This is a genomic window from Sanguibacteroides justesenii (assembly GCF_003204205.1).
Lineage (GTDB): Bacteria > Bacteroidota > Bacteroidia > Bacteroidales > Marinifilaceae > Gabonibacter > Gabonibacter massiliensis.
The window spans coordinates 70,661-94,759 of record NZ_QJPL01000010.1 but is presented as its reverse complement, the minus strand read 5'-3'; the positions used below and the strand labels follow the sequence as shown (position 1 = coordinate 94,759).

Annotated in this window: 21 protein-coding genes, 1 tRNA gene and 2 pseudogenes; 10 read left to right on the top strand and 14 right to left on the bottom strand. The window is 41.0% G+C overall.

Annotated features, from left to right (window positions below):
* The 4 genes from DMB45_RS13660 (at position 1) to DMB45_RS13645 (ending at position 3,755) form a co-directional block, all read left to right on the top strand.
* Positions 1–792, top strand: coding sequence for a UDP-2,3-diacylglucosamine diphosphatase (locus DMB45_RS13660; protein WP_041504470.1), 792 nt, complete (start codon positions 1–3; stop codon positions 790–792).
* A 10-nt stretch (positions 793–802) separates the two neighbouring features.
* Positions 803–1,960, top strand: coding sequence for a glycosyltransferase family protein (locus DMB45_RS13655; protein ID WP_052634825.1), 1,158 nt, complete (start codon positions 803–805; stop codon positions 1,958–1,960).
* A gap of 45 nt (positions 1,961–2,005) precedes the next feature.
* The gene (locus DMB45_RS13650; protein ID WP_041504377.1) at positions 2,006–2,911 is read left to right on the top strand and encodes a bile acid:sodium symporter family protein; all 906 of its coding nucleotides are present in this window, start codon (positions 2,006–2,008) and stop codon (positions 2,909–2,911) included.
* Positions 2,912–3,317: 406 nt separating this feature from the next.
* On the top strand, positions 3,318–3,755 hold the full coding sequence (locus DMB45_RS13645) for a putative signal transducing protein (RefSeq protein WP_160289157.1): 438 nt from the start codon (positions 3,318–3,320) through the stop codon (positions 3,753–3,755).
* Positions 3,756–3,764: 9 nt separating this feature from the next.
* On the opposite strand, the gene DMB45_RS13640 is transcribed toward DMB45_RS13645, so the two are convergent.
* The 4 genes from DMB45_RS13640 to DMB45_RS13625 all read right to left on the bottom strand — a co-directional run bounded on the left by DMB45_RS13640 (position 3,765) and on the right by DMB45_RS13625 (position 7,693).
* Complete coding sequence (locus tag DMB45_RS13640) at positions 3,765–4,700, bottom strand: DMT family transporter (RefSeq protein WP_052634830.1); 936 nt, start codon at positions 4,698–4,700, stop codon at positions 3,765–3,767.
* A gap of 75 nt (positions 4,701–4,775) precedes the next feature.
* Positions 4,776–5,966 carry a sensor histidine kinase gene (locus DMB45_RS13635; RefSeq protein ID WP_041504378.1) on the bottom strand — a complete coding sequence of 397 codons (1,191 nt, stop codon included), beginning with the start codon at positions 5,964–5,966 and terminating at the stop codon, positions 4,776–4,778.
* Positions 5,967–6,440: 474 nt separating this feature from the next.
* Positions 6,441–6,713, bottom strand: a complete 273-nt coding sequence (locus DMB45_RS13630) for a GNAT family N-acetyltransferase (protein ID WP_041504379.1) — start codon at positions 6,711–6,713, stop codon at positions 6,441–6,443.
* Positions 6,714–6,790: 77 nt separating this feature from the next.
* On the bottom strand, positions 6,791–7,693 hold the full coding sequence (locus DMB45_RS13625) for an alpha/beta hydrolase (RefSeq protein WP_052634832.1): 903 nt from the start codon (positions 7,691–7,693) through the stop codon (positions 6,791–6,793).
* Between the two features lie 355 nt (positions 7,694–8,048).
* Between DMB45_RS13625 and DMB45_RS13620 the strand changes: the two genes are divergently transcribed.
* The 3 genes and pseudogenes from DMB45_RS13620 to DMB45_RS14955 all read left to right on the top strand — a co-directional run.
* The gene (locus DMB45_RS13620) at positions 8,049–9,386 is read left to right on the top strand and encodes a T3SS (YopN, CesT) and YbjN peptide-binding chaperone 1 (RefSeq protein ID WP_041504475.1); all 1,338 of its coding nucleotides are present in this window, start codon (positions 8,049–8,051) and stop codon (positions 9,384–9,386) included.
* Positions 9,387–9,395: 9 nt separating this feature from the next.
* On the top strand, positions 9,396–10,475 hold the full coding sequence (locus DMB45_RS13615; protein ID WP_041504380.1) for a trypsin-like peptidase domain-containing protein: 1,080 nt from the start codon (positions 9,396–9,398) through the stop codon (positions 10,473–10,475).
* Positions 10,476–10,551: 76 nt separating this feature from the next.
* Positions 10,552–10,752, top strand: a pseudogene (locus DMB45_RS14955) (hypothetical protein); the annotation flags it as partial.
* Positions 10,753–10,761: 9 nt separating this feature from the next.
* On the opposite strand, the gene DMB45_RS13605 reads toward DMB45_RS14955, so the two are convergent.
* The 6 genes from DMB45_RS13605 to mtaB all read right to left on the bottom strand — a co-directional run bounded on the left by DMB45_RS13605 (position 10,762) and on the right by mtaB (position 17,137).
* Positions 10,762–11,661: a helix-turn-helix domain-containing protein gene (locus DMB45_RS13605; protein ID WP_041504381.1), complete on the bottom strand. Its 900-nt coding sequence runs from the start codon at positions 11,659–11,661 to the stop codon at positions 10,762–10,764.
* A gap of 187 nt (positions 11,662–11,848) precedes the next feature.
* Positions 11,849–12,748: a helix-turn-helix domain-containing protein gene (locus tag DMB45_RS13600; protein WP_041504476.1), complete on the bottom strand. Its 900-nt coding sequence runs from the start codon at positions 12,746–12,748 to the stop codon at positions 11,849–11,851.
* A 372-nt stretch (positions 12,749–13,120) separates the two neighbouring features.
* Positions 13,121–13,205: transfer RNA gene (locus DMB45_RS13595), tRNA-Ser, on the bottom strand.
* Positions 13,206–13,240: 35 nt separating this feature from the next.
* A complete protein-coding gene (gene nhaA / locus DMB45_RS13590; RefSeq protein ID WP_041504382.1) occupies positions 13,241–14,590 on the bottom strand; it encodes a Na+/H+ antiporter NhaA in 1,350 nt (449 codons plus the stop codon).
* 64 nt (positions 14,591–14,654) lie between these two features.
* The gene (locus DMB45_RS13585; protein ID WP_041504383.1) at positions 14,655–15,686 is read right to left on the bottom strand and encodes a GDP-mannose 4,6-dehydratase; all 1,032 of its coding nucleotides are present in this window, start codon (positions 15,684–15,686) and stop codon (positions 14,655–14,657) included.
* A gap of 137 nt (positions 15,687–15,823) precedes the next feature.
* Entirely contained in the window at positions 15,824–17,137 is a 1,314-nt protein-coding gene (gene mtaB / locus DMB45_RS13580) for a tRNA (N(6)-L-threonylcarbamoyladenosine(37)-C(2))-methylthiotransferase MtaB (protein WP_041504384.1), read from the bottom strand.
* Between the two features lie 211 nt (positions 17,138–17,348).
* Here mtaB and ispF point away from each other — a divergent pair, with 211 nt between their 5' ends.
* Positions 17,349–17,828: a 2-C-methyl-D-erythritol 2,4-cyclodiphosphate synthase gene (ispF, locus tag DMB45_RS13575; RefSeq protein WP_041504477.1), complete on the top strand. Its 480-nt coding sequence runs from the start codon at positions 17,349–17,351 to the stop codon at positions 17,826–17,828.
* A gap of 1 nt (position 17,829) precedes the next feature.
* Positions 17,830–18,972 carry a lipid-A-disaccharide synthase gene (lpxB, locus tag DMB45_RS13570; protein ID WP_041504385.1) on the top strand — a complete coding sequence of 381 codons (1,143 nt, stop codon included), beginning with the start codon at positions 17,830–17,832 and terminating at the stop codon, positions 18,970–18,972.
* A 248-nt stretch (positions 18,973–19,220) separates the two neighbouring features.
* Here lpxB and hcp read toward each other — a convergent pair whose 3' ends face one another.
* Entirely contained in the window at positions 19,221–20,864 is a 1,644-nt protein-coding gene (gene hcp / locus DMB45_RS13565; RefSeq protein WP_041504478.1) for a hydroxylamine reductase, read from the bottom strand.
* A gap of 129 nt (positions 20,865–20,993) precedes the next feature.
* Between hcp and DMB45_RS13560 the strand changes: the two genes are divergently transcribed.
* Positions 20,994–21,479, top strand: a complete 486-nt coding sequence (locus tag DMB45_RS13560) for a pyridoxamine 5'-phosphate oxidase family protein (protein WP_041504386.1) — start codon at positions 20,994–20,996, stop codon at positions 21,477–21,479.
* Positions 21,480–21,485: 6 nt separating this feature from the next.
* On the opposite strand, the gene DMB45_RS13555 is transcribed toward DMB45_RS13560, so the two are convergent.
* From DMB45_RS13555 to DMB45_RS13545, 3 genes and pseudogenes are all read right to left on the bottom strand, one after another.
* Positions 21,486–22,952 (bottom strand): tetratricopeptide repeat protein, encoded by a 1,467-nt coding sequence (locus tag DMB45_RS13555; protein WP_041504387.1) that lies wholly within the window; start codon positions 22,950–22,952, stop codon positions 21,486–21,488.
* Between the two features lie 141 nt (positions 22,953–23,093).
* Positions 23,094–23,871: pseudogene (tatC, locus tag DMB45_RS13550) on the bottom strand (twin-arginine translocase subunit TatC).
* A 40-nt stretch (positions 23,872–23,911) separates the two neighbouring features.
* Entirely contained in the window at positions 23,912–24,094 is a 183-nt protein-coding gene (locus tag DMB45_RS13545) for a hypothetical protein (RefSeq protein ID WP_041504388.1), read from the bottom strand.
* Positions 24,095–24,099 lie beyond the last annotated feature (5 nt).

Here is a 24,099-nt window from a genome sequence, read left to right as displayed (position 1 = left end):
ATGACAAACAGATTAAAATTTGCAACGGTGATCCTGTCGGATGTACATTTAGGATCGGAACATTCGAAAGTGGAAGAACTGACCAATTTCCTTAAAAGTGTGAATTGTGGTAAATTGATATTGAACGGTGATATCATCGACGGTTGGAAATTACAACGGAATCCGTTCGGTCGTTGGAAGCAATCCTACACGAATCTAATCAAGGTCATCATGAAAATGATGGAGAATTACGGAACCGAAGTGATTTATGTACGTGGAAATCATGATGACTTTTTAGACAAATTGACCCCGTTGACCTTGTCCAATGTTTCGGTAGTAAAAGATTATATTCACGTTTCTTGCGGGAGGCGATACTATGTGACTCACGGTGATATTTTCGATCATATTACGACTCATATGATTTGGTTGGCGAAATTAGGAGATTACGGATACGCTTTTTTGTTGTGGATGAATCGTATCCTTAATCAGTACAGACGGAAACGGGGTAAACCTTATTATTCTTTTTCCCAATCGATTAAACACAGGGTAAAATCTGCTGTTTCTTATATTTCCGATTTTGAGAAAGAGCTGTCATCTATCGCGGAGAGTCGCCATTTTGACGGTATTATTTGCGGACACATTCACCAACCCGCGGACAGGTATTACGGGAATATTCATTATTTGAACTCCGGAGATTGGGTCGAATCGTTGAGTGCTTTGTTGGAGTATCCTGACGGTCGTTGGGAGATATACAGTTACGAAGCGAGTACCGGCATGCAAATGGAAAGAGAAACGTTCAGGATCACGGCTTAATAGGATTCGTATGCGTTTTGTTTTTATCATTCAGGGAGAAGGACGGGGACATTTCACTCAAGCTCTTGTTATGCGGGAGATGTTGACGAGGCGGGGAGATGAAGTTATTGAAGTTTTGATCGGGAAAAGCGAAGCACGGCAGGTTCCGGATTTTTTTCTCCAGAAGATCGATGTACCCGTGTTGACGTTTGAAAGTCCGAATTTTTTACCTTCCGTGCAAAATAAACGTCCTTCTTTATCCAAAAGCATTTATTTTAATATAGGCAGGTTACCGGTTTTCGTCAAAAGTATGCGGTTGATCCATCGCAGGTTGGAGAAGTTACAACCTGATATGGTACTGAATTTTTACGAGTTGTTGACGGGATTGGTTTATTTATTTACGCCGCCGGATATTCCTTTGGTTTGCATAGGGCATCAGTATATGTTTTTGCATGATGATTATGTCTTTCCGCGTATTTCCCGCTTGGAATTGGCTTCTTTACGTTTTTTTACCCGGTTGACATCGGTAAGAGCGGTTCGTAAATTAGCACTCTCTTTTTACTCCTTTCCCCCTGCACCGAGAGCTCGCGTAACCGTTGTTCCGCCTCTATTGAGGAAAGAGGTACTTCAATATAAGCCGGTGAAAGGAGAGTATATTCATGGTTATATGCTTAATAGTGGTTATGTTTTAGATATTATAGCTTGGCATCGAATACACCCGGAGATTGCACTTCATTTCTTTTGGGATGAAAAATCAGCTCCGGAGACTTGGGTGGTCATGCCGGGATTTACTCTTCACCGAATTAACGATATGCAATTTCTACACTGTATGAACGGTTGTAAAGCTTATGCCACGACAGCCGGCTTTGAGTCCCTATGCGAGGCCCTTTACCTGCATAAACCCGTTTTAATGGTTCCGGTGCATGTCGAGCAGAAATGTAATGCTTACGAAGCTGTACGGGTAGGAGCAGGGGTGGAAGCTTCCGAGTTCGATATGGATCGGTTATTGCAATTTCTCCCTTCTTACCGGGTTAATCCGATCTTCAGGGCATGGGCGGATTCTGCAGAAAAGAGGGTTGTCAAGGAGATAGACGAAGCTTGCGCCCGACGTAAATCTTCTTTGTATGAACGTTTGTATTGTAGAATTGCGGATGTATTATTATCGAGACAGAGTTGTATCTTATTTTAAGATTTCAATTATAATCGTTTCCTTTGCAGTATAAAATTTACTGTCGTGTTACAACGTTTAAAAATTTGGATGATGCCGTTGGCCATGTTGATAGGAGGGGTATTTTATCCCTTTTTCAGTAAATTAGCCGCGATGACTCCTTGCCTCATATTTTGCATGTTGCTGATTACCTATTGTCGATTGGCTTTCAGGGATATGACGTTTTCTCGTTTACATTTTCGGTTGTTGGGTGTTCAAGTGGTCGGGAGCTTTGTCGTCTACGTTTTAATCGTTCCTTTCGACCCTTTGTTGGCGGAAGGAATGATGATATGTGTTTTGGCGCCGACGGCTGTTGCCGCTACGGTGATAACCGGGATGTTAGGAGGAAGTGTGGCTTGTTTGGCGGCATATACATTGATAAGTAATCTTTGTGTTGCCTGTATTTCGCCTTTTGTTTTTTCCTTTATCGGCACTCATCAGGATGTCCCTTTTTGGGATTCTTTTTGTACCATTTGTAGACAGGTTGTTCCTTTGTTGATATTACCTTTGGCCGGGGCATGGGTTTTGGAAAGATTTATTCCGTTGGTTCATCGTAAACTGAAGAGATATCAAAGTGTATCCTTCTATCTGTGGAGCTTGGGGCTGACCATTGTGACGGGTAAAACGGTCTCTTTTATCGTGGAACAAAGCGATGTAAATTTATGGGAAGAGATAAGGATAGGATTAGCGGCATTTGTTCTTTGTTGCTTACAGTTTATTCTCGGGCGTTATTTCGGAAAACGCTACGGGGAGGTGATTGCCGGGGGGCAAGGGTTAGGACAGAAGAACACAATATTGGCGATTTGGATGGCGCAAGTTTATTTATCTCCTCTTTCGTCGATAGGGCCCGCTGCTTATGTGTTGTGGCAGAACGGTATTAATAGTTATCAGTTGTGGAAAAAGAGAAAGGATGAGATGAAATATCGAGTATAACCTGTTTATTTTTCGTGTTTTATATTTGTTCGTTATCTTTTCCTTTATCCCCGTTACGAATGTTACAGCCCGAATAGCGTGCGTAGAGAAGTAGAAAAAGCAATATTATGTTCCGGAAATCAATAGGAAGAATGTTTGAATTGGTTTAAAGGTCATTAGGCAGGTTGTGTCCGAATAATGCCGCTGTTGTGGCAAACTCCGTAAAAGTAAGGGTTCCTTCGTTCGTGGTTTATTTTGCGGGAATACACGGGGAATACCGTGAGTATCCCGCGTTTCGTTATTAGCTCTTATAGCTTTTTACCGAATACCTGTAAAACGAGCTCTCCGATGAACGGATAAAATTTTGGGGGAATAGATGGAAAAGTCGTTTAGAAGTATTAAATTAGGAAATCTAAATGAGGAAAATATGGATTGGAGTGTAGTTCTTACGTTTACTTATCCCCAGGAGGCTTATATGGCTAAAAATTATTTAGAATCCGAGGGAATAGAGACATTTATACAGGATGAATTAACGGCCCAAAGCGGTATGTACGCTAATGCCATAGGCGGTGTTAAGCTATTGATTCCTACTGATAAATGGGAACAAGGGATAGAGATACTGAAGGAAGGGGGATATATCGGTCCGGCAGATCTTTATCGGGAGGAAGAGATTAAGATCGTGAAATGGGAAAAAGGTATGGATAAAACCCGTTGTCCTTTTTGTGGTTCTACCGATGTCGGTAAAAAAAAGGACCCGGATAAAATCATGGTTTATATCTTGCTGATTTTATCGGTGTTGTTTCCTATTTTCAGATCTTCGTATAAATGCTTTGATTGTCAGAAAGTCTGGAAATATAGAAAATGAAATGCGTCTCTATGCACTTTGCTTGCTGGGGATTTTCGTCCTTGTTTTTTTGTTGATAAGGATGAACCCGATGACGATCAACACGAGTGCGATAGGGTAGTGCCAAGAGAATTCTTGTAGCCCTAAAGCGATAGAGATTATGGCTCCCGTGATGGGTAGGAGGTATATGTAAATACTCTCGACAAAAGGAGAGATGTATTGTAATGCCTTAACGTTTAGAAAATAAGCAATCATTGTAGCGAAAATCAACGTGAATCCCAGTTCTAACCAGATATGGACGGGAGCTTCTCCGGTAAATACAGGAGCATGGAGTAGTTGAAAAATACCGAAAGGCAGTGTAACGATAAAAGCGGCCAGGCTCATCCATTTCATGACGACGATCGGGTTGTATTTTTGTGTGTAGGGTTTGATCAGGATCAGGAATAACGCCGAACAGACGGAGGCGGAGAAAATCAGTATATCTCCTGTAAACGAATCTTTTGCTCCGTTAGCATGAGGTACGATTGAAATGTAGAGTGTACCGGCCAAACCAAGTAAGATGCCGATGGCTTTGTTTATGGTAAATTTCGCGTGCAGGATGAAAACGGCTAATGCAATTACCACGATGGGTTGTACCGTGCGGATAACAAAAGCATCAACGGGTCCCGTGAGAGCCAAACCGTTGATATAAAGTAGCAGGTTTGCTCCCATTCCTAAAGCTCCTCCCAACATGATGATGCCGATCTCTTTTCCCGAAGGGTGGTTTTGTCGTGTCGCGTGAAGGAAAAGCGAGATAAACCAGAATCCTACCGTGCTGGCGATACAACGGATTAATACCAGTCCATGGGCTCCTATCCATTCGGGCATCACGATTTTCATGAAGTTGGTATTAAAACTATATATCAATATGGTGGCTAACGCCATAAGGTGTCCTTTGTAGGCTTCTGGTTTTTGAGATATCTCCATAATTCTTTTTCGGAGATAAACGAAAAAATGAAGTTAAAGTTCCATTTTTTGATTTTTTCAATACTGAAAAAACGATCAGAGTATTAATTCCTCCTTAGGAATATCATTTTTCTTTATAGAAAAGAATACAGACGTACCTCTGTCTTTTTTCGATTGAACTCGGATATCACCTCCCAATGCTTTGATATAAGCTTGGCAAATGGAGAGTCCTAATCCGGGGCTATCAGAAAAATCGTTTCCCCTATAAAACCGTTCAAACAGATGTATCTGTTGTTCTTCCGACATTCCGCATCCGGTATCTTCCACGACAAAGTCTACGCTATGCTGTTTTTTATTGATTTGGCAAGCAATTCGAATAAACCCTTTGTTCGTAAATCTTTGAGCGTTGGAAATTATATTCAAGAGAATTTGATGGAGTTTCATCTGGTCGGAGTATACGATAATGTCTTCTACCGTTTTGTCCAGGTAAAGTATTACATTCGGGTGAGAATAACTTAAACGGATATTGATTAAATTCTGACAAAGTTCTTTTACGTTAAAAACAGAAGGAGAAATATCGATATCAACATTGTCGACTTGCGAGAATTGAATGATATTGTCGGAAAGATGTAGTAGATTATCCGTATTTTGATAAATCAGATTGATGTATTCCTGTTGTTGAGTGGACGTGAGTTTCTGGTCTGCAATGACGAGGCTTGTCCATCCCAAAATACCGTTTAATTGATTTCTGATCTTATGTCCCAAGTTTGATAGAAATAGGGACTTGGACCTTTCGACACGTTTGAATTTTTCTTTTATATCCTCTAATCTGAGTTCATTTTGTTTTTGGTCTGTAATGTCGCATATGGTCAACAGCATTCCCCCGGAAGGTTGCGTATACATATAGGAGCCGTAGATTAAGACGTGGCAACTGTGTACCTTTTTATCTGATATTTGTATTTGCAAAGTGGCCTCTAATTTTGAAAAATTGGATTTATGCCGTAAGGAATTAGTGATTGTTTGTCGGATTATACAGGTTTTGCATAATTCACCTTTTCCACATTCTCCGGCTTCGATCGCGTTTACACAGTTGAATAGTTCCCCCACTCTTTTGGGTGAGGATGCTTGAGTGGAGGTAAGGGCGTAAAAATTTGTTTTTAAGACAATGAAATCGGGATTTATCAGTAAAACGTATGCTTGAATATTTTCAAAAATACTTTCAGAAAAAGAAGTGATGTCTTTTATTTCTCGAATCTTATGTTGAAGTTGTTTTTTTAAATACAACATCTTGTATATTAATAAAACAACTACACCACATAATAAAATGATAAAAATATGATATGTCATTGAATTCAAAATCTAAAAGTCGATAATATACAAAGATTGCAAAAAAATTTCTTATGCCAATGAAAAAGAGTTGAATTTTTGCAGACATTTTAGCTGATGAAAAAAGGACCAATAATTAAATGTTTGTTGATTGACGGATAAGTGAGGGGGAAAGAAAAATGAAGATGACGGGTAAACACAATGAATTGCCGGACCGTCAAATGAACGGACGGTACCTCGTCTCGCGATGAGCGGAATCCGTCAATTGGGGTACCTTGTCTATCTCTCTTTGGTCGGAGATAGGTGACCGTATCAATAGAAGTTACACCTGATTCGTCGGCGGAACGAGTCGTTTCGATGACGTTTGGCTCTGTACGATCATAAATAAAAAACCGGGAGCTTTAGATCCCGGTTTTTTCAGACACCGTGTTTCTGTTACGAGAATATCAAATTCTGATATTCCGGATGCCGGGCAACATAACTTCTGGAAAAAGGACAAGTGGTAATCACTTTTAAATGATTTTCCCGGGCATACTCTAAGGTATGTTTTACTAAAGCGGAGGCATATCCTTTGTTTTCCATCTCTCCCGGGACATAGGTATGTATGATGTCGATTCCTTCTTTGAAGGGTCTGTATTCAACGACTGCCGTATGTCTACCGTCCCGAATCTCAAATTTGTGATCGTGTGTGTTGTGTATAATTTCCATGATTTACAGATTAAATATTTATAATATATTTTATACGTAAACAGCATGGATATCGTTTGTCGTTTCGGGTGAAAACTTTACAGGTGTTCTTCTACAGAAAGTAATTGTCGTTTTTCTCTGTTCAGGTCGTTGAATGCAATGTCTATTTTGTAATTTTTTTTGTTTATAATGCAATTTCGAATGAACCATACGATGGAGTCCAGATCCTCCCGCATGGCAAGCTTAGAGATTTCGTGCCCCATGCCCTCGTAGCGTTTTAAATAAAAAGGATAATTTTCTAAAGTGAACAGGTCTGCCAAGTGGCTGGAACCTAAAAGCAAGTAGGTACTTAGACGCATCCCTTTGTAGATGACCACATGATCTTCTGTACCGTGGAACATCATTGTTGGAGCGGGATCTATTTCGTATTTAGGCAGTCCTGTCGTGCTGAAAAGTGCTCCGGAAAAACTGATGACCCCGGCGTATTGGAACTCTTGCGGTAAGTTCGTTGGATATTTGTTCGGGTTCCTTTTGTGCCAATCTGCCGATAGAACAACCAATGCTCCGGCACTCGATCCCGAAAGGATAATTGTTTTAGTATCGATATGTAAGGTCGTGGCATTTTTTAGAATGTAGGACGTGGCATCAAACAGATCTTCCCGGGCTATGTCGATGGCCTTTTCCAAAGGAGTTATGTTTTGAGCCGATACATCCGGATGGTCTTTTAATCCCAGTCGGTAATCTATGGATGCTATTATAAATCCCTCTTCCGCCATTCGATTGAAGTAGAAATTATATACTGCCCGATTCCTTTCTCCATGGGTAAATCCTCCACCGAAAAGGAATAGGATCACCGGGGTATCATTAGACAGATCGGACCGAGAGATAATATCCATTTTTAGTCTTTGATTATCTTTTTCCGCGTATAGGTAAGTTCGTTTTGACAAAAGAGGGTTTAACGGAGTTCCTTCGTCGGGTATGTTGAATGATGTTGTATTCATATTATCAGATCATATAAAAGGGGTTTTTGCATGTATTACGAATTGTATTAGGTAAAGTTATATACTATTCAATTCATAAATATTAAGCTATTGTTTCTTATTGTCGCAAGATAGGTAAAATAATTTTTATTTGAATACTTTTAAGTTTAATGGAAGAATGGTAGGATTGGATCACAATAAAGTGCATGGTCTAAAATATTAATAAAATATATTTCCAGACCGGGGAGTTATCAATTATTTCATAATTTTATGACGTCTGTGTGATTTTGTTATTGAGAAGTATGAAGGTATTTAATAAATCTTGTTAGATAGAGATTTATGAAAACAATGTAATAAAAATTAAATGGCTGCAATTATGAAGCAAACCTTGACTTTTAATCTTTCCACTATAGCCTCGACGGAAAGTAAGTTGAATGTCGATTCGTTCGACGCGAGTGTAGAGGCTTTTGAAAGTAAAGAATATTTACGTTCTTTTTATGCTTTACTGGATTATATCAATGCAGAATTTCGCACGAAATACGGGAATGTGCAGGGGACAGAATTCAATATTCCTCATGGATCCATAGTGGTTAACTTGAGGTTGGAGGATGATGAATTGAAAATCACCGCTCCTTTTCTTTCCATTCCCGAAAAAGGACGTATTCCTCTGTTGCGTCAGATAGCCGGATTAAATTTCAATCATATGGATTTGGCACGGATTTCTCTTCAGGATGATCGATTATTTTTTGAGTATAGTTGTCCTATTGCTTTGGTTAATCCCTATAAGATTTATTATGTATTGGAAGAGATTTGTCGGGTCGGTGATAAATACGACGATGAATTCGAGGCGAAATTCGGGGCGAAACGGATTTATGAACCGAAAGTTACTCCTTATGATGCTCAGACCGTAGACGCCGTATACGATGTCGTGCAATTAAGCTGTAAGGAGTGTATGGATGCCGTTAATTATTTCGAGGGAGGACGCAAATACGGGTACGCGTGGAATGTCGTTGATACTACGTTACTGAAGATTCTGTATTACGCTCATCCTCAAGGACAATTGCTTAATGATTTGAATAAGGCGGTTATCGATATGGACCGAGAGGATATTCCTTTGCCGGAGGTTGTCACTCACGGTAAAGAGATCGTGCTGCATGTTCAATCCATGACAAAGGAGCAATTGGCGGAAAATCTGTATTTTGTGGAGACCTTTATTCCCGGCAAACGTCGTTCCAATTTGAAAAATATACAGGAGAATTTTGAAAATACTTACGATCGGGCTTCCAATGCCTTAGAGGCAGAGGATTATATGACTTGTTGCCTGATGATTATTTATAAATTCTACGAAATGTATTTTTATAATAACGTACAGGATGATGTGAATGCTGTTGTCGTTAGAGCTTTACAAGAGACCTCTGCCAAATCATGGGAAGAGGCGGCACCTATACTGCATGAAGCGATGGATGATATCATGGAAGGTAATTTGGAGCCGGAGGAAGAGATGGATATGTCCCAATACATGCAAAATGTTCAGCAAATGCAACAACAGGCCATGCAAGCTATGCAAGGTGTGAATATGGAAGAGATACAGAAGATGCAGCAACAAGCGATGCAGGCGATGCAAGGGATAAACATGGAAGAGTACATGAAGAATGTTCAGAATATGATGGCTTCTATGTTTGGAGGTAACAATAACGACAATAATGACAAATAAGGAGAGAAGATGGAACAGAATATATTTAACGCGGTTTATAAAGTAAATCATGCCGGAGGTGCCGGCAGTTGTTTTTATCTGAAAGAGTATGATTTGTTTGTGACGAATTATCATGTTGTCGATGGGTTTCATCAAGTGGCGATACAAGACAATGATAAAAATCGTTTTTTAGCTAAAGTGGTTTTGGTAAATCCGGCTTTGGATATTGCCTTACTGAGCGTGGAAGGTGACTTTTCGCATTTGCCGGAGATCGTTTTTGCGGAGACGGATACGATACCTATCGGACAAAAGATCAATGTTGCCGGTTATCCTTTCGGGATGCCTTTTACCGTAACGGAAGGAACCGTGTCTTCTCCCCGTCAGCTGATTAATGAGAAGTACTATATCCAGACGGATGCTGCCGTTAATCCCGGTAATAGCGGAGGACCTATGTTGAACGACCAAAACGAGGTCGTTGCTATTACGGCCAGTAAAATAACCGAGGCCGACAACATGGGTTTCGGTATTCCGATAAGTTCTCTGAGGCAGGTGTTGGAACAGGTTGCCGATATGGATAGAACCGCGTTTAACGTACAATGCGGGAGTTGCGACGAGTTGATTTCGGAAGAGGACGAGTATTGTCCTTCCTGTGGTGAGAAATTGCCGGAAAATATCTTTAAGGAACAGGGACTGACAGATTTGGCTGTTTTTTGTGAGAAGGCGATCGAAAGCATGGGGATAAATCCGGTTTTGGCCCGGGTCGGATACGAGTGTTGGACGTTTCATAAAGGAAGCTCGGAGATTCGTATGTTCGTTTATCAACGTTCCTATCTTTTCTGTACGTCGCCTATTAATATTCTTCCCAAGAAAAACCTGGAACCCGTGTTGACCTATCTGCTGAATGCGGATGTGAAGCCTTATCAATTGGGATTGGACGGTAATCAGATCTATCTCTCTTATCGTATTCATATTTCGGATATTTTTTCCGAGTATGCGGACGAGATCCAAAAAAATATTACGAATTTGGCTTTTAAAGCTGACGATTTGGATAATTTTTTAGTGGATACATACGGATGCGAGTTATCGGAATACGCTAAAAAGGATGCTTAAAATATATACCCGGAAATCCATTGATTTCCGGGTATATAAAATAATAGCTATCTTTGCAGGACAAAAGATAACTATTATGAATATAGGAAAGTTTACCCGACGTGATTATATCAAGGCTAATCGCAAGGCAAGCCGAGAGGCCGAGATTGAAACTCACACCCGCCCGATCCGTTTCAATCGGGTGCACAAATCAAAAAAAGTCTATGACCGTAAAAGGATAAAGGCAGGCGATAAAAAGGGCTTGCCTTTTTTTATGTTTCCCGATAGAGTAGCATCCCCGAGAAACTTACCGACTTACCGTTCGATATTCATTCGGCGTGGACCCTACGATGTTTTTGAACATACGACTCAAATGGTGAGGATATTTAAACCCCAACGAATAAGCGATTTCACTAACAGATTTGTTACTTTCTATCAACAACTCTTTGACTTTGCCGATAACGGTCAATTGGATATGTTCTTGTGCCGATTTGCCTGTCTCTTTTTTTATCAAATCCCCGAAATAGTTAGGTGATAGGTGTAATTGAGCGGCACAATACTGTACCGAGGGCAACCCGATGGTTTGCGGTTTATCCGATTCGAAGTAGGCAGAGAGTAAATCCTCGAAATTTTCCAGTAGACCACGGTTTACCGCCTTTCGTATAATAAACTGACGATCGTAGAAACGTACGCAATGGTTCAGCAGTACTTCGATGTTAGCGGCGATGATCTGTTTGCTGTGTTTATCGATAGAGTGTTCCAATTCTTCTTTGATTTCTCGAAAACAGTTAAGTATAATCTGGCGTTCCCGTTCTGACATGTGTAAAGCCTCGTTTGACTCGTAAGAGAAAAAAGTATACTCCTTTATTCGTCGAGCCAAAGAGGTTCCGTAAAGTAAATCGGGATGGAAAAATAGAGCCCAACCTTTGGGGTTACGGGTCTCTCCTCCGTCATCGACACCTGCAACTTGTCCCGGAGCCAGGAATACGAGTGTACCTTCCTGATAGTCGTATTTGTTACGACCGTACAAGAGAGTGCCGCAATCCAGTTCCTTAAGAAAGATGCAGTAAAAACCGAAATTTTTGCGACTGTGTTCGAGTACCTCGAGTGTTGAAAAATCGACCACGCTCACCAAAGGATGCAGGGTCTCCACGCCCAGCCTGTTGTTGTAATCATGAACGGTCTCTAATTTAATAATTTCACTCATATTTATTGCTTTTGGTTATAACAAAAATAAGGATTTTATGTGAAAAAATATAGTTGCTTTTTGTAACCTGTAATTTGGGTTAGTAATTCCGTAATGTATGTTCATGCATTGTATATAAGCGTTTTAGTATCGGCTTGGGAAATAAATATAAATTTGGTCTTGTTGCAAATAAAAATAAGATTACGATTTAATACTTCGATCTGTACTGGTTGGGGCCATAACCTGTTAACTTTTTGAATAATCGACTAAAACATAAAGGAGAAGAGAAACCTAACTCTTCGGAGATTTGTACGATTGTTTTATTGGTTTTTGACAATTGTTTTTTTGCCAACTCTATACGTTTGAGTTGAATATATTCGTGTATGGTTTTACCGGATTCATGCTTCAACAGATCGTCAAAATAGGCCGTGGATAGATGAAGTAAAACGGCACAATAGCTGGATGAGATCATACCTCTCGAACCTTTTTGACCGCTCGTAAGATAATGATTTAATATTTGCTTTGTTTTTTTTATGAGGTTTTCGTTCGCTTTATGTCGAGTAATAAATTGTCGATCGTAAAAACGTACACAATGATTTAATAGTAGTTCTATTTTATTAGTTATCAGTATATTGCTCTGGTTGTCTATCGGGTGATGAATTTCTTCGTTGATTCTTTCCAAGCAAGTGTGAATGATTCTTTTTTCACGAGATGAAAGGTGAAGGGCTTCGTCCTGCTGATAAAAAAAGAACGTGTAATCTTTCATATGTTCTTCGGGAAATGTCTCTTTTATCAGATCCGGATGAAAGGTCAACAAATATCCGTTTGAACAAGACATCCCGTGATTTTTTTCGGTATCGACGAGAACTCCGGGAGAGAGGAAAAGTAGTGTTCCGTCCGAATAGTCGCAAAACTTCCGTCCGTAGCCAAAGCTGTTGCATTTATATTCCTTCAACCAAACGGAATAAAAACTGAATTGTAATAAAACCTGTCGCTTTTCGTTCACTTTCGAAAAATCGATAACACTCGCTAAGGGATGTAGTGTTTTTTTCCCGAAAAAAGTATTGCATTGATGTATAGTATCTATCTTCACTATCTCTTTTTTCATCGTCGAGCATTTGTTCGTGACAAAATTAACTGCTTTCTCCTGTACTTGTTTCTCTATTTTTTTAAAACGGTAATTTTGGTACAAACATCCGTAATCTGTCTACGGTCGGGAGGTTACCATACTCCTGTTGCTGTCGTATTAGGATTTTGTAGGTTGGTTATTGTGCTTCGTTCGACTCCCTTGTAAATTAAAAAGAGAATCAGCATGATAGTGATTCTCTTTATCATTTTTTATATAGCGGAGAGACAGGGATGACTCGGAACGTTGTTCCTCGTGAACGCGTTACGAACCCCGTCTATCGCTTCGTTCGACTCCCTTATAAATTAAAAAGAGAATCAACATGATAGTGATTCTCTTTATTGTTTTTATAAGCGGAGAGACAGGGATTCGAACCCCGGGTGCCTCGCAGCACAACGGTTTTCAAGACCGCCGCAATCGACCACTCTGCCATCTCTCCGGATGCGGGTGCAAATATAGAGGTTTTCATTTATTTTAAAAATTATTTTTCTCTTTTTTTTCCAGAACATACCTTAAGATAAGGTAGCCGCAGAGTCCTGCGAATAAAGATCCTCCGATGATTCCGATTTTTGCCTGGTTAAGAAGAGTCGCCCCGATCTCCGGAATTCCCGCGTAAGACAGATTCGCTATAAATAAAGAGACCGTAAAACCGATACCGCCGATCATAGATATGCCGAATAAAGAACCTTCGTGCATACGGTCCGGCATGGAAAGCCAACCGGTTTTAACAGAGAGGTAGGTGAATGAAAAAATGCCGATCAACTTGCCTAAAACCAATGAAATGAAAATGGTGATGGAGATCCCCTGTAACGAGGCAAGAGAAAGGCCTTCAAAGGAAATACTGGCATTGGCAAAGGCAAATAATGGCATAACGACATAGTTGATAAGGGAATGCAGATCGTCATCCATCGCCTGTAAAGGGCTGATTACTCTGTCTGAAGCCGATTCTATACTTTTTAGAATAGACAATTCCGAGTTGCTGAGTATGAGGTTGCTGGAGTTTTCTCCTTCCGGTAATCTTTTTAAACTTTCCCGAATGTTATTCACGTATTTATAAATGCGTAATTTCGGTCGGGCGGGAACCGTGAAGGCCACGATTACCCCGGCTATCGTCGGATGGATACCCGATTGGACAAACAGGTACCATACCACAATGCCCAAAAATATATAGAACAGCTTATTATGGATTCCTGATTTACCTCCGATATATAACAGTAGTATAACGCCTGCTGCGGCGATAAGAAATTCCGTTATCAATTGCTGACTGTAGAAAACGGCGATGACGATAATCCCTCCGATATCGTCGACCACGGCAAAAGCCGTTAAAAAGATTTTGAGACTCAGGGGTACTTTTTTCCCCAGTAAAGAGAGTACGCCTAAAGAGAAGGCGATATCGGTAGCCATGGGGATCGCGGCTCCTCTGGCTGCCGGTCCGGGTTCTCCGATCAACATGAATAGAAGGACGGGAACGATCATTCCGCCGCAAGCGGCAATAACCGGTAATAAAGCTTTTCTGGGAGAGGATAACTCACCGACCAGGAGTTCCCGTTTGATCTCTAATCCTACCGAAAAGAAAAAAATGGCCATTAAAGCATCATTGATAAAGGCTAATAGGGTCATGGAACCTCCGCCGTGCTGCTGAAAAAGATTGAAACTTCCTATATTGAAACTGACCTCTTGAGAAAAGAAATGGTTGTAATATTCTTTTAATGGAGAGTTGGCTATTATCATGGCTAATAGTGCCACGAACAGAAGAATTGCCCCACCGTTGATTTTAGCCTGGATCAATCTACGTGTAGAAAACTTCAACGTATCCTTAAACATATCCTTCGTTTTATATTAGAAGTAAGGTAAAATTAATGATTCTTGTTATTCTTTCGAATGTTTGCTACTTTTTCTGATTTATAAAATGGGATTGGGAAAACCACTCGGCAAACCGTTGTATACCTGTTTCAAGAGAGATGGTAGGAGTGTAGTTATAGTCTTCTTGTAACCTGGTCGTGTCTGCCCACGTTTGATAAACGTCTCCGGGTTGCATCTCCATGAAAACCTTTTTGGCTTCTTTCCCCAAATTCTTCTCCAGTACATGGATAAAATCCATTAATTTCACCGGTTCTCCTCTTCCTATATTATATATGGTCGCTGGAGTACCGGGAAAATCTTCTCTTTTCATTCCGGGGGTTGTAATTATTTTTTCCATTCCGGTGATGATATCGTCGATATAGGTGAAATCTCTGGATAGATGACCGTTATTAAAGATTTTGATTTCCTTGTCGTTTGTAATGGCATTGGCAAATAGGATAGGAGCCATATCCGGCCGACCGTATGGACCGTATACCGTAAAAAAACGAAGTCCTATGGTTTGCAACTTGTATAAATACGAATAGGTATTGGCCATTAATTCATTACTTTTTTTGGAAGCGGCGTAAATGGATATCGGGTGATCCACCTGATCGTCTTCTCGAAAAGGAACGGAATGATTGTTTCCGTAAACGGAGGAAGAAGAGGCGTATACCAATTTTGTGCATTGAAATTTTCGACAGGCTTCCAATAAATTTAGAAAACCGACAATATTACTTTGGACATAGGATTCGGGATGAGTAAGGCTGTAACGTACGCCGGCTTGTGCAGCCAGGTTTACGACGCAATCAAATCGGTGCGTGGCGAATAGTTTTGTTAATTTTTCTGTGTCGCATAAATCCATTTGACAAAAGGTGTAACGCGAATCTATTTCGGATTTGATTTCTTTGCCGTATTCATAATTTTCAATTCCGCATGCCCGCAGTCTCTCCTCTTTTAAAGTGGTATCATAGTAGTTATTAACGGAGTCAATACCGTAAATGGTATGATTGTCGTTTAAAAGTCTTTTGACAAGGTAAAAACCGATGAATCCGGCTGTTCCCGAAATTAATATGTTCATGTTCTCTTGTTTCAGGTTCTAAATTATCCGGCAAAATTATAAAATAAAACAGAAATAACTTATCATGGATGGTTTAAATCCACCTGTTTTATTCGGGAAGAGGTATTTGGAGCGAAAAAACGGAATGCTTGTAGAGGTCAATAATGAATGAGTTGGATTTTTCCCGTGAGATTTCCGTTTTCGTTGGCTTCTCCTAATTTAACGGGAACGATTTGGTTTGTCAACGTACGATCGTAGGGGAGTTCGACTCGAATGTAATTATCTGTGAACCCGCCCATCGAGCCGTTAATTTCACTCTCTTCGAAAAGTACCGGGCGAATCTCTCCCTGAAAAGATTGATAAAAAGATTGGAGTTTTTGTTCTGAAATGTCTAATAATAGATTTACTCGTCGGTGCTTTTCTGGTGTGGTAACAATTAACGGAATATCCAGCGCCTTTGTTCCCGAACGTTCTGAATAAGGGAATACATGAAGTTGAGAGATGGGTAATTCGGAAATAAAATTTCGGGCGTCTTCAAAAAATATTTCGGTTTCACCCCGCATGCCGGCGATGACGTCCACCCCGATAAAAGCGTCGGGTAAAAGAGACTTGATCGTTCCTATTTTTTCAGCAAAAAGTTCGCGGTTGTAACGCCGTCTCATGAGTTTCAGAACCTCGTTATTTCCGGATTGTAACGGTATGTGAAAATGTGGCATAAAATGTTTGGATGCAGCAACGAACTCGATAATTTCATCCGTTAATAAATTGGGTTCTATGGAAGAAATCCTGAACCGGGGTATTTCGTCCAATTGATCTAATGCCCGGAGTAATTCAAAAAACGACATACCGGTATCCCGGCCAAAATCCCCTGTGTTGACGCCTGTTAGTATGATCTCTTTTATACCTTTATCTGCGGCGCTTTGTGCGGCTTTCAATACCTCTTTTATTTGTGCGCTCCTGCTTTTTCCCCGGGCGTAAGGGATGGTACAATAGCTGCAAAAGTAGTCGCAACCGTCTTGAATTTTCAGAAAGCAACGGGTACGATCTCCGTAAGAATATGCCAAATCGAACTGTTCGATCCGGAAAATATCACAAGAGTGAGGTGGGATGGTTTCCTGGGTTTCGAGGTGTTGCAAATAGTGTGCGACATTGAATTTGTCCCGGGCACCGAGTACCATGTTTACTCCCTTGATGTTCATGATTTCCTGAGCTCGAAGTTGGGCATAACATCCGACGACGACGATATAGGCTCCCGGGTTACGGTGGATGATTTTCCGGATCATCTGACGTCCTTTTTTTTCTGCAATGTCGGTAACGCTACACGTGTTTATCACGAAGATATCAGCTCCTTCTTTTTCTCCTACCGTTATTGTCCCTACCTGTTCCAGGCTATGTTTTATCGTTGACGTTTCCGAAAAATTCAATTTACAGCCCAAGGTGATATAGGCTACTCTCTTCCCTTCGATAAGCATTGTAATCTTTAATTATTATAATTGTAAATCTTCCGTCTGTTCTGCGACAAAAGTAATGATTTTATGGTTAAAAACAGAGGCATTTGAGCTTAGTCGTAGGAATTGAAATGAAATATTAGTTATTTTGTCTTTTCGTATTTGTATCCTTCTCGGTATGCTGAGGATTAATGAGGGGATATTATCGAAATATGGAATTAATAATTTGATTGTTATGAAGATAAAAACGGGTTTTGGAATAGATGTACATCGTTTGGCCGAGGGGGAAGAGTTTTGGTTGGGAGGAATTAAGTTGGAACATGAAAAGGGATGTGTGGCTCATTCGGACGGAGATGTTTTGATTCATGCTATTTGTGATGCCTTGTTGGGTGCAGCCGGATTGGATGATATCGGTTCTTACTTTCCGGATACGGATCCGGCTTATAAGGGAATTGACAGTAAGGTTTTATTAAAGCGGACGATCGATATGGTAAATGCGAAAGGATATACTGTCGGTAATATCGATTGTGTCATTTGCTTGCAGCGGCCCAAAATTAAATTGCGGGTATTGGAAATGCGGGAGTGTCTGTCAGAGATTTTGGGAATGGAAACGGAAGACCTGACCATTAAGGCAACGACCACGGAGCATTTGGGATACGAGGGGCGGGAAGAGGGGGTGACCGCTTATGCTTCGGTATTGATGATAAAGTTATAATATGAAATATTACATTATTGCGGGAGAAGCATCGGGAGACTTACATGCTTCCAATTTAATCAAAGGATTGAGACGGGAAGATCCGGAAGCCGTTATACGGGGATGGGGGGGAGATTTAATGAGAAATGCCGGTTGCGAGATCGTACGCCATTACAAAGATACGGCTATCATGGGATTTCTCACGGTATTGAAAAATCTGGGTAAGATTAAAGAAAATATCGAAGCCTGCCACCGGGATATATTGGCGTGGAAACCGGATGTGGTTATTTTGGTCGATTATGGGGGCTTTAATTTGCGGGTGGCCAAATTTATAAAAGCTGCCGGCATCCCTGTTTTTTATTATATTTCACCTAAAATATGGGCATGGAATACCGGGAGAGTAAAAAAAATTAAATGTCTGGTAGACCGGATGTATGTCATATTCCCGTTTGAGGTCGATTTTTACAGGCAATTTGATTACACGGTTCAATATGCCGGAAATCCTTTGGTAGATGCTATTCATGATAGGGATTTCAAAGATGAAAGTTACGCGGATTTTATCCGGGGTAATCAACTCCCCGATAAACCGATTATTGCTTTATTGGCGGGGAGTCGCTCTCAAGAATTAAAGCATGTCTTACCTGAGATGTTATCGATGGTAAAACATTTTCCAGGTTATCAGTTTGTGATCGCCGGAGCTCCTTCCATGAGTGATACGGATTATACTCCTTATATAAAGGGCTTGGATATCAGGATCGTGTATGGCCAGACGTACAGATTGTTAAAGCAGGCACGATGTGCCTTGGTAACATCCGGAACGGCGACGTTGGAGACGGCTATATTGAAGACTCCTCAGGTCGTTTGTTACAGCGGGGAAGGGGGGGCCCTCAGTTATTTTCTTTTTAAAACTTTCGTAAAGGTAAAGTATATCTCTTTGGTTAACCTGATTGCCGGAAAAGAGGTTGTTCGAGAGTTGTTGATGCAGAAATTGAACGAAAAGAACTTATTGAAAGCCTTGTCGGCGATATTGCCGGATGACGGCCCCAGAGTACAGATGTTGCGGGAGTACGAAGAAGTAAATCGTCGTCTGGGAGATCCGGGTGCCTCCGAACGTTTTGCCCGTATGATGATCCGGGATTTAAAGGAGTTGAAAGGTCGTGGGTAAAATTGTTTTCCCCTTCCTCGATCAGATCGTGAATATAATCCGCTGCACTCTTTGTTTGCCTGCCGCAAAGGTAAGGATTTTGGAGTAAAGATAAAGGATTCGTCAAAAGTTTGCGTGCTCCGGTAGCCCCTGAATAATTTTTCCCCGTGATATGAAAAATAGGCATCTATTATGGTCAGGCGAGTCTGAATCCGGAATGAATGGACCCAGATCCCACCTTGACCACGAGATGATCTTTTATTTTGATTTTAACGGTTGATAAGTTGTTTTAAATCATCGTCTACGTTCGATATGGTCGACAGTCCGAATTTTTCTACCAGCACTTTTAAAACATTGGGACTGAAGAATGCCGGTAAGCTTGGCCCTGCATGTATGTTTTTAATTCCAAGATAGAGTAATGCCAACAACACGATGACGGCTTTTTGTTCGTACCAAGCGATGTTGAAAACGATGGGCAAGTCATTGATGCTTTTTGCGCCGAATATTTCTTTTAATTTACTGGCCACTTTTATCCATGAATAACTATCGTTGCATTGTCCGGCATCTAAAACCCGGGGAATGCCATCGATCTCTCCTAAAGGAAGTTTGTTGTAACGGTATTTAGCGCATCCGGAAGTAAGTATGACGGTGTCTTGCGGTAACCTTTGGGCGAATTCCGTATAATACTCCCTGCTTTTCATACGACCGTCGCATCCGGACATTACAACAAATTTACGGATCTTACCGCTTTTTACCGCCTCTACGATCTTGTCCGCTAAAGCGATAACCTGATGATGGGCAAATCCGCCGGTGATGGAACCCGTTTCGATCGCTTCCGGCGGTAAACATTTTTTTGCATGAGCAATTATGTCACTGAAATCTTTGGGTCGATTCCCGTTCCGGGGAATGTATTTGAAGCCGGGGAATCCCACGGAACCAGTGGTATACACTCGATCTGCATAGCGAGCATCGGGATGCGGCGGAACCAGGCAGTTCGTGGTAAACAGGATGGGACCGTTAAAGTGTTGGAATTCGTATACTTGTCGCCACCAGGCATTCCCGTAATTACCTGCAAAGTGTTTGTATTTTTTGAATGCCGGATAGTAGTGTGCTGGGAGCATTTCACTATGGGTATAGATATCGACGCCCGAACCTTCCGTTTGTTTTAGCAACTCTTCCAAATCTCGAAGGTCATGGCCGCTAATCAATATTCCGGGGTTATTTCTTACTCCGATATCGACTTTTGTAATCTCCGGGTTTCCATAGGCGGTTGTGTTTGCTTGGTCCAACAAGGCCATCGCATCTACTCCGTTTTTACCGCATTCGAGCACCATTTGAATAAGTTGTTCCGTGGATAGATTCAAAGTGGTGGCCACCAATCCCCGGTCTATGAATTCGTATATATTCTGATTTTCTTGTCCGAGGTTGTAAGCATGCTCCGTGTAAGCGGCGATTCCTTTTATTCCGTAAATAAGAAGTTCCCGTAGAGCACGTACATCTTCGTTTAAGGTGGATAGGACTCCGATGGTTGTTGCTTTTTGTTCCATTTCTTCTGTGGAATCACACTGCCAGTAAGCCCCTTCGAATGTGATGTTTCGGATATCCCCTTTTTTGTCCAAAAAGGTTTGTTTTAATCGTTCCCGCAAAAGAAGTGCCCGTTTTATTTTATCTATAAACCGGTCCCTGTCGAAATTGGCGTTGGTGATAGTCATAAAAAGTCCGTCGAGGATAAATTGGTCGGCGGAATGGTCTACGGCTTTCAGCGCTCGTAGCTGTACCCTGTAATGGGCGATTCCTTTTAACAAAAAAAGTAAGAGGTCCTGGAGATTGGCGACATCAGGCGTTTTTCCGCATACGCCGCGGACGGTACAACCACTTCCTTTGGCTGTTTCCTGGCATTGAAAACAAAACATTTTTTCCATTGCAGATTTATTATAGTTTAAATTAAAGGTTTCGTTTATTTCGGTAACATTTATACGGTAAATCACATATAAAAGATTGTAAAATATTAGATTTGTTAATCTGTTTAAAACGGAAGGATCATGGAAGAAAAATTCGATACAATCCGAAGAAAAGACCGGGTATTGGACCGGGAGACTGCGATCCGGCTTTTGGAGAAGGGAGAATACGGCATTTTGTCTATGGTCGGAGAGAACGGTTACGGATACGGACTTCCTTTAAGTTATGTACTGGAGGATGAACATATCTATTTCCATTGTGCTCCGGAAGGAATGAAGTTAAACAATTTGAAGAAGGACAATCGGGTAAGTTTTTGTGTGGTAGGAAAGACACGCGTTATTCCGGAAAAGTTTACCACGGAATACGAAAGTACCTTAGTGTTCGGGATGATCTCGGAAGGGCTTCCGGAATGTGAACGTTTGCATGCGTTGCGTTTGATCGTAAAGAAGTATTCTCCGGATTATGTGGAAATGGCCGAGAAATACATTACTGCTTCTTTCCATCGTACCAATGTGTTACGTTTGGATATAGAGACGATTTCCGGTAAGCAGAAAAAAGCGGGTATTTGAAATAGATTACATGGCTTTTGGTGTTAACGGTACCGGCGGTGTCGAGGGGGCCGGAGATTCGGGAGGATTGGCAAGACGATGAAGTTCACGGTAAGAATAGGTGTATTTTTTACCTTCTGGATCTCTTGCCGTGAGTTTTTTTGTGTTTTTCAGAAAGGCTTCTCTCAAGGCATGATTTAAAACTTCTCTGCAGTACTCCTGCATGATTTCCGTGTACCGACTTTTGACATTGTAATTTTTCAGGAACAGAATACAGGTGAACAACATTTTTTCTCTGGGTATACCTTGTGACATAAGTATACTTTCGTCGGAATCTTTCGGTTGACAAAGATAGGTCAGATTGGCGATGGCCTGTTTGTTTGCAGGGTATAGTTTATAAGCCTGCCAATAGGCGAGTACGGCTTTTTTATTCTCTTTGGAGGTGCTGTAAGCATTACCGTTCATTACTGAAATTCGGGAAAGTAACGTGTTGTCCGGTTGTAGTTGTGTTTCCACCTCCCGAAAAATCTGGAGCGCTTTATAAGGATTCCCCGTTTGAATTAATGCTTCTCCGTATCTCAGGGCAACGTCGAGATCCGTGTGATTGCCCTCTTCATCCAGAAATAACGAATCTGCTTGGGCAAGCCATTTTTCTGCCTGGGAAAAGCGTTTTAATTGGAATAGAGTTAAGCCGTAATATTTGAGAGTTACGCGTGAAACTCTTTCTCCTTCGGTTAATTTGGTAAATATCGTGTCACACTCTTTGTAACGTTTATCGAAGTATTTTAATATTCCCCTACTTTGTGCCAGGAGCGGGTAATTCGGATTATACCGGATTGCCGTGTCTGCTAAAGCGATGATTGTATCCATCCATTCGGGCCAAACTTTTTTGTCTTTGCGTATCGCATTGATCGCTTTCAAAGCGATTTTCCCGTTTCTTTTATCCTGTTCGAAAGCGCGGATATAAAAAGATAGAGCATCTGCAGTAAGGTTCAGTCCGTTCGTACAATCTCCCAGGCTGGAAAGTAATGAAGTGTTGGTAGAATCTACGGTTAATAATCTCGTATAAACCTGTATGGCTTTAGGATAATCCGGAATCTGCTGATAGAGGCGTCCTAAAGAAAAATTGATGAGAAAATGTACCGGATCTTCTCGTGATAATTGTTCATAATATTTCAATGCGATCGTTTGGTGTCCGGCCAGATTGGCAGATCGAGCCATGGCCAGTTTGGCGTCTTGATTGGCGGTGTCACGGGAATACCATTTTTTGTAATATCGATAAGCTTTATTATAACGCATTAGTTCTTCGTTGGTCTTACCCGCGTAAAAAAGGAGGGAGGAAGATTCTGTTCCCGTTTCGAATAACGAATCAATATAAATGGCTGCCTCTGCGTATTTACCGGTTATGATCAGATTTTTAATCCAGTTGTCCGAATGTTGGGCTGTAAGCGTAAGAGCACAAATAACTCCTATTGAAGTGAGTAATATTTTCATAGCAGAGGTCTTAGCAGGTTCTATTTTTTATTAGTACTTTGAGCAAATATATGAAAAAAAATCGAATCAACTAATTTTTTAGTTATTAGATGCCGTTTTTATTGATTAACTGCGACGAATACATGGAGAGAAGTAGGTCGTTCAATTGTTATTGTTTGTTCTAATTTTCTTTGAAACAGTACGTTTAACAAGCAGAATGCTTAATTCATAGAGTAAAAACATGGGCATGGCAACCAGGGAGAGGGTGAATACATCCGATGTCGGAGTGATGATAGCGGCAATGATGAGAATGGTTATGATCGCATGCCGGCGGTAATGTCGCATAAACGGAGCGGAGATAAATCCGGACAGGGCGAGCAGCCAGCATAAAATGGGAATTTCAAAAACAATTCCCATCATCAGGTTCATCATTAATAGAGGTATCCATGTACGATTGTAACGAAATCATATTTTTGACCTCGGTGCTCACTTGATAGGTGCCGAGGAAACGGAAGGTCAGCGGAAAAATTATCAAGTAGTTTAGTGCCGCACCTGTTATGAACATAGCGTACCCACCGCCGACCATTCGTAAAGCGTATTTTTTTTCTTTGGTGTATAAAGCGGGAGAGACGAAACGGAACAGCAAATACAGGATATAAGGAGAAGCACAGAGTAGGCCTACATATAGGGCTGTTTTTACATGAATGATAAATTGCTCTGCCAATCCCGTATTTATCAATTTGACGGAAAAGATTCCTGAATTTACCTCTGGAAGAGACAGCCGGTTCCAAATGAGATGAAAGATCCTGTAGGTGATGAAATCGTCTTGTTTGGGTGCCAGAATGACGGTGAACAGTTCCTCTTTAAACAGGAAGGCTATGATTCCGCATCCGATGGTTACAACCGCTATCTTCAACAGGTAAACTCTTAGTTCATCCAGATGTTCCCAGAAAGTCTGTTTTTTTTGCCGTCGATTTCGTTCATGGCTTTAATGACTCTTCTTTTTCCGGTTTCGTTTTTTCATTTGTGGTATCCATACCGTTCATTCCTTCTTTGAAACTGCGTACTCCTTTACCGATCCCTTTCATGAATAAGATGGTTACCCAATAGGTTTTTGTTTCGTTGTACGGTAACGAGTAAAGTTTTACGCTTGTAGTTTTCATATTCG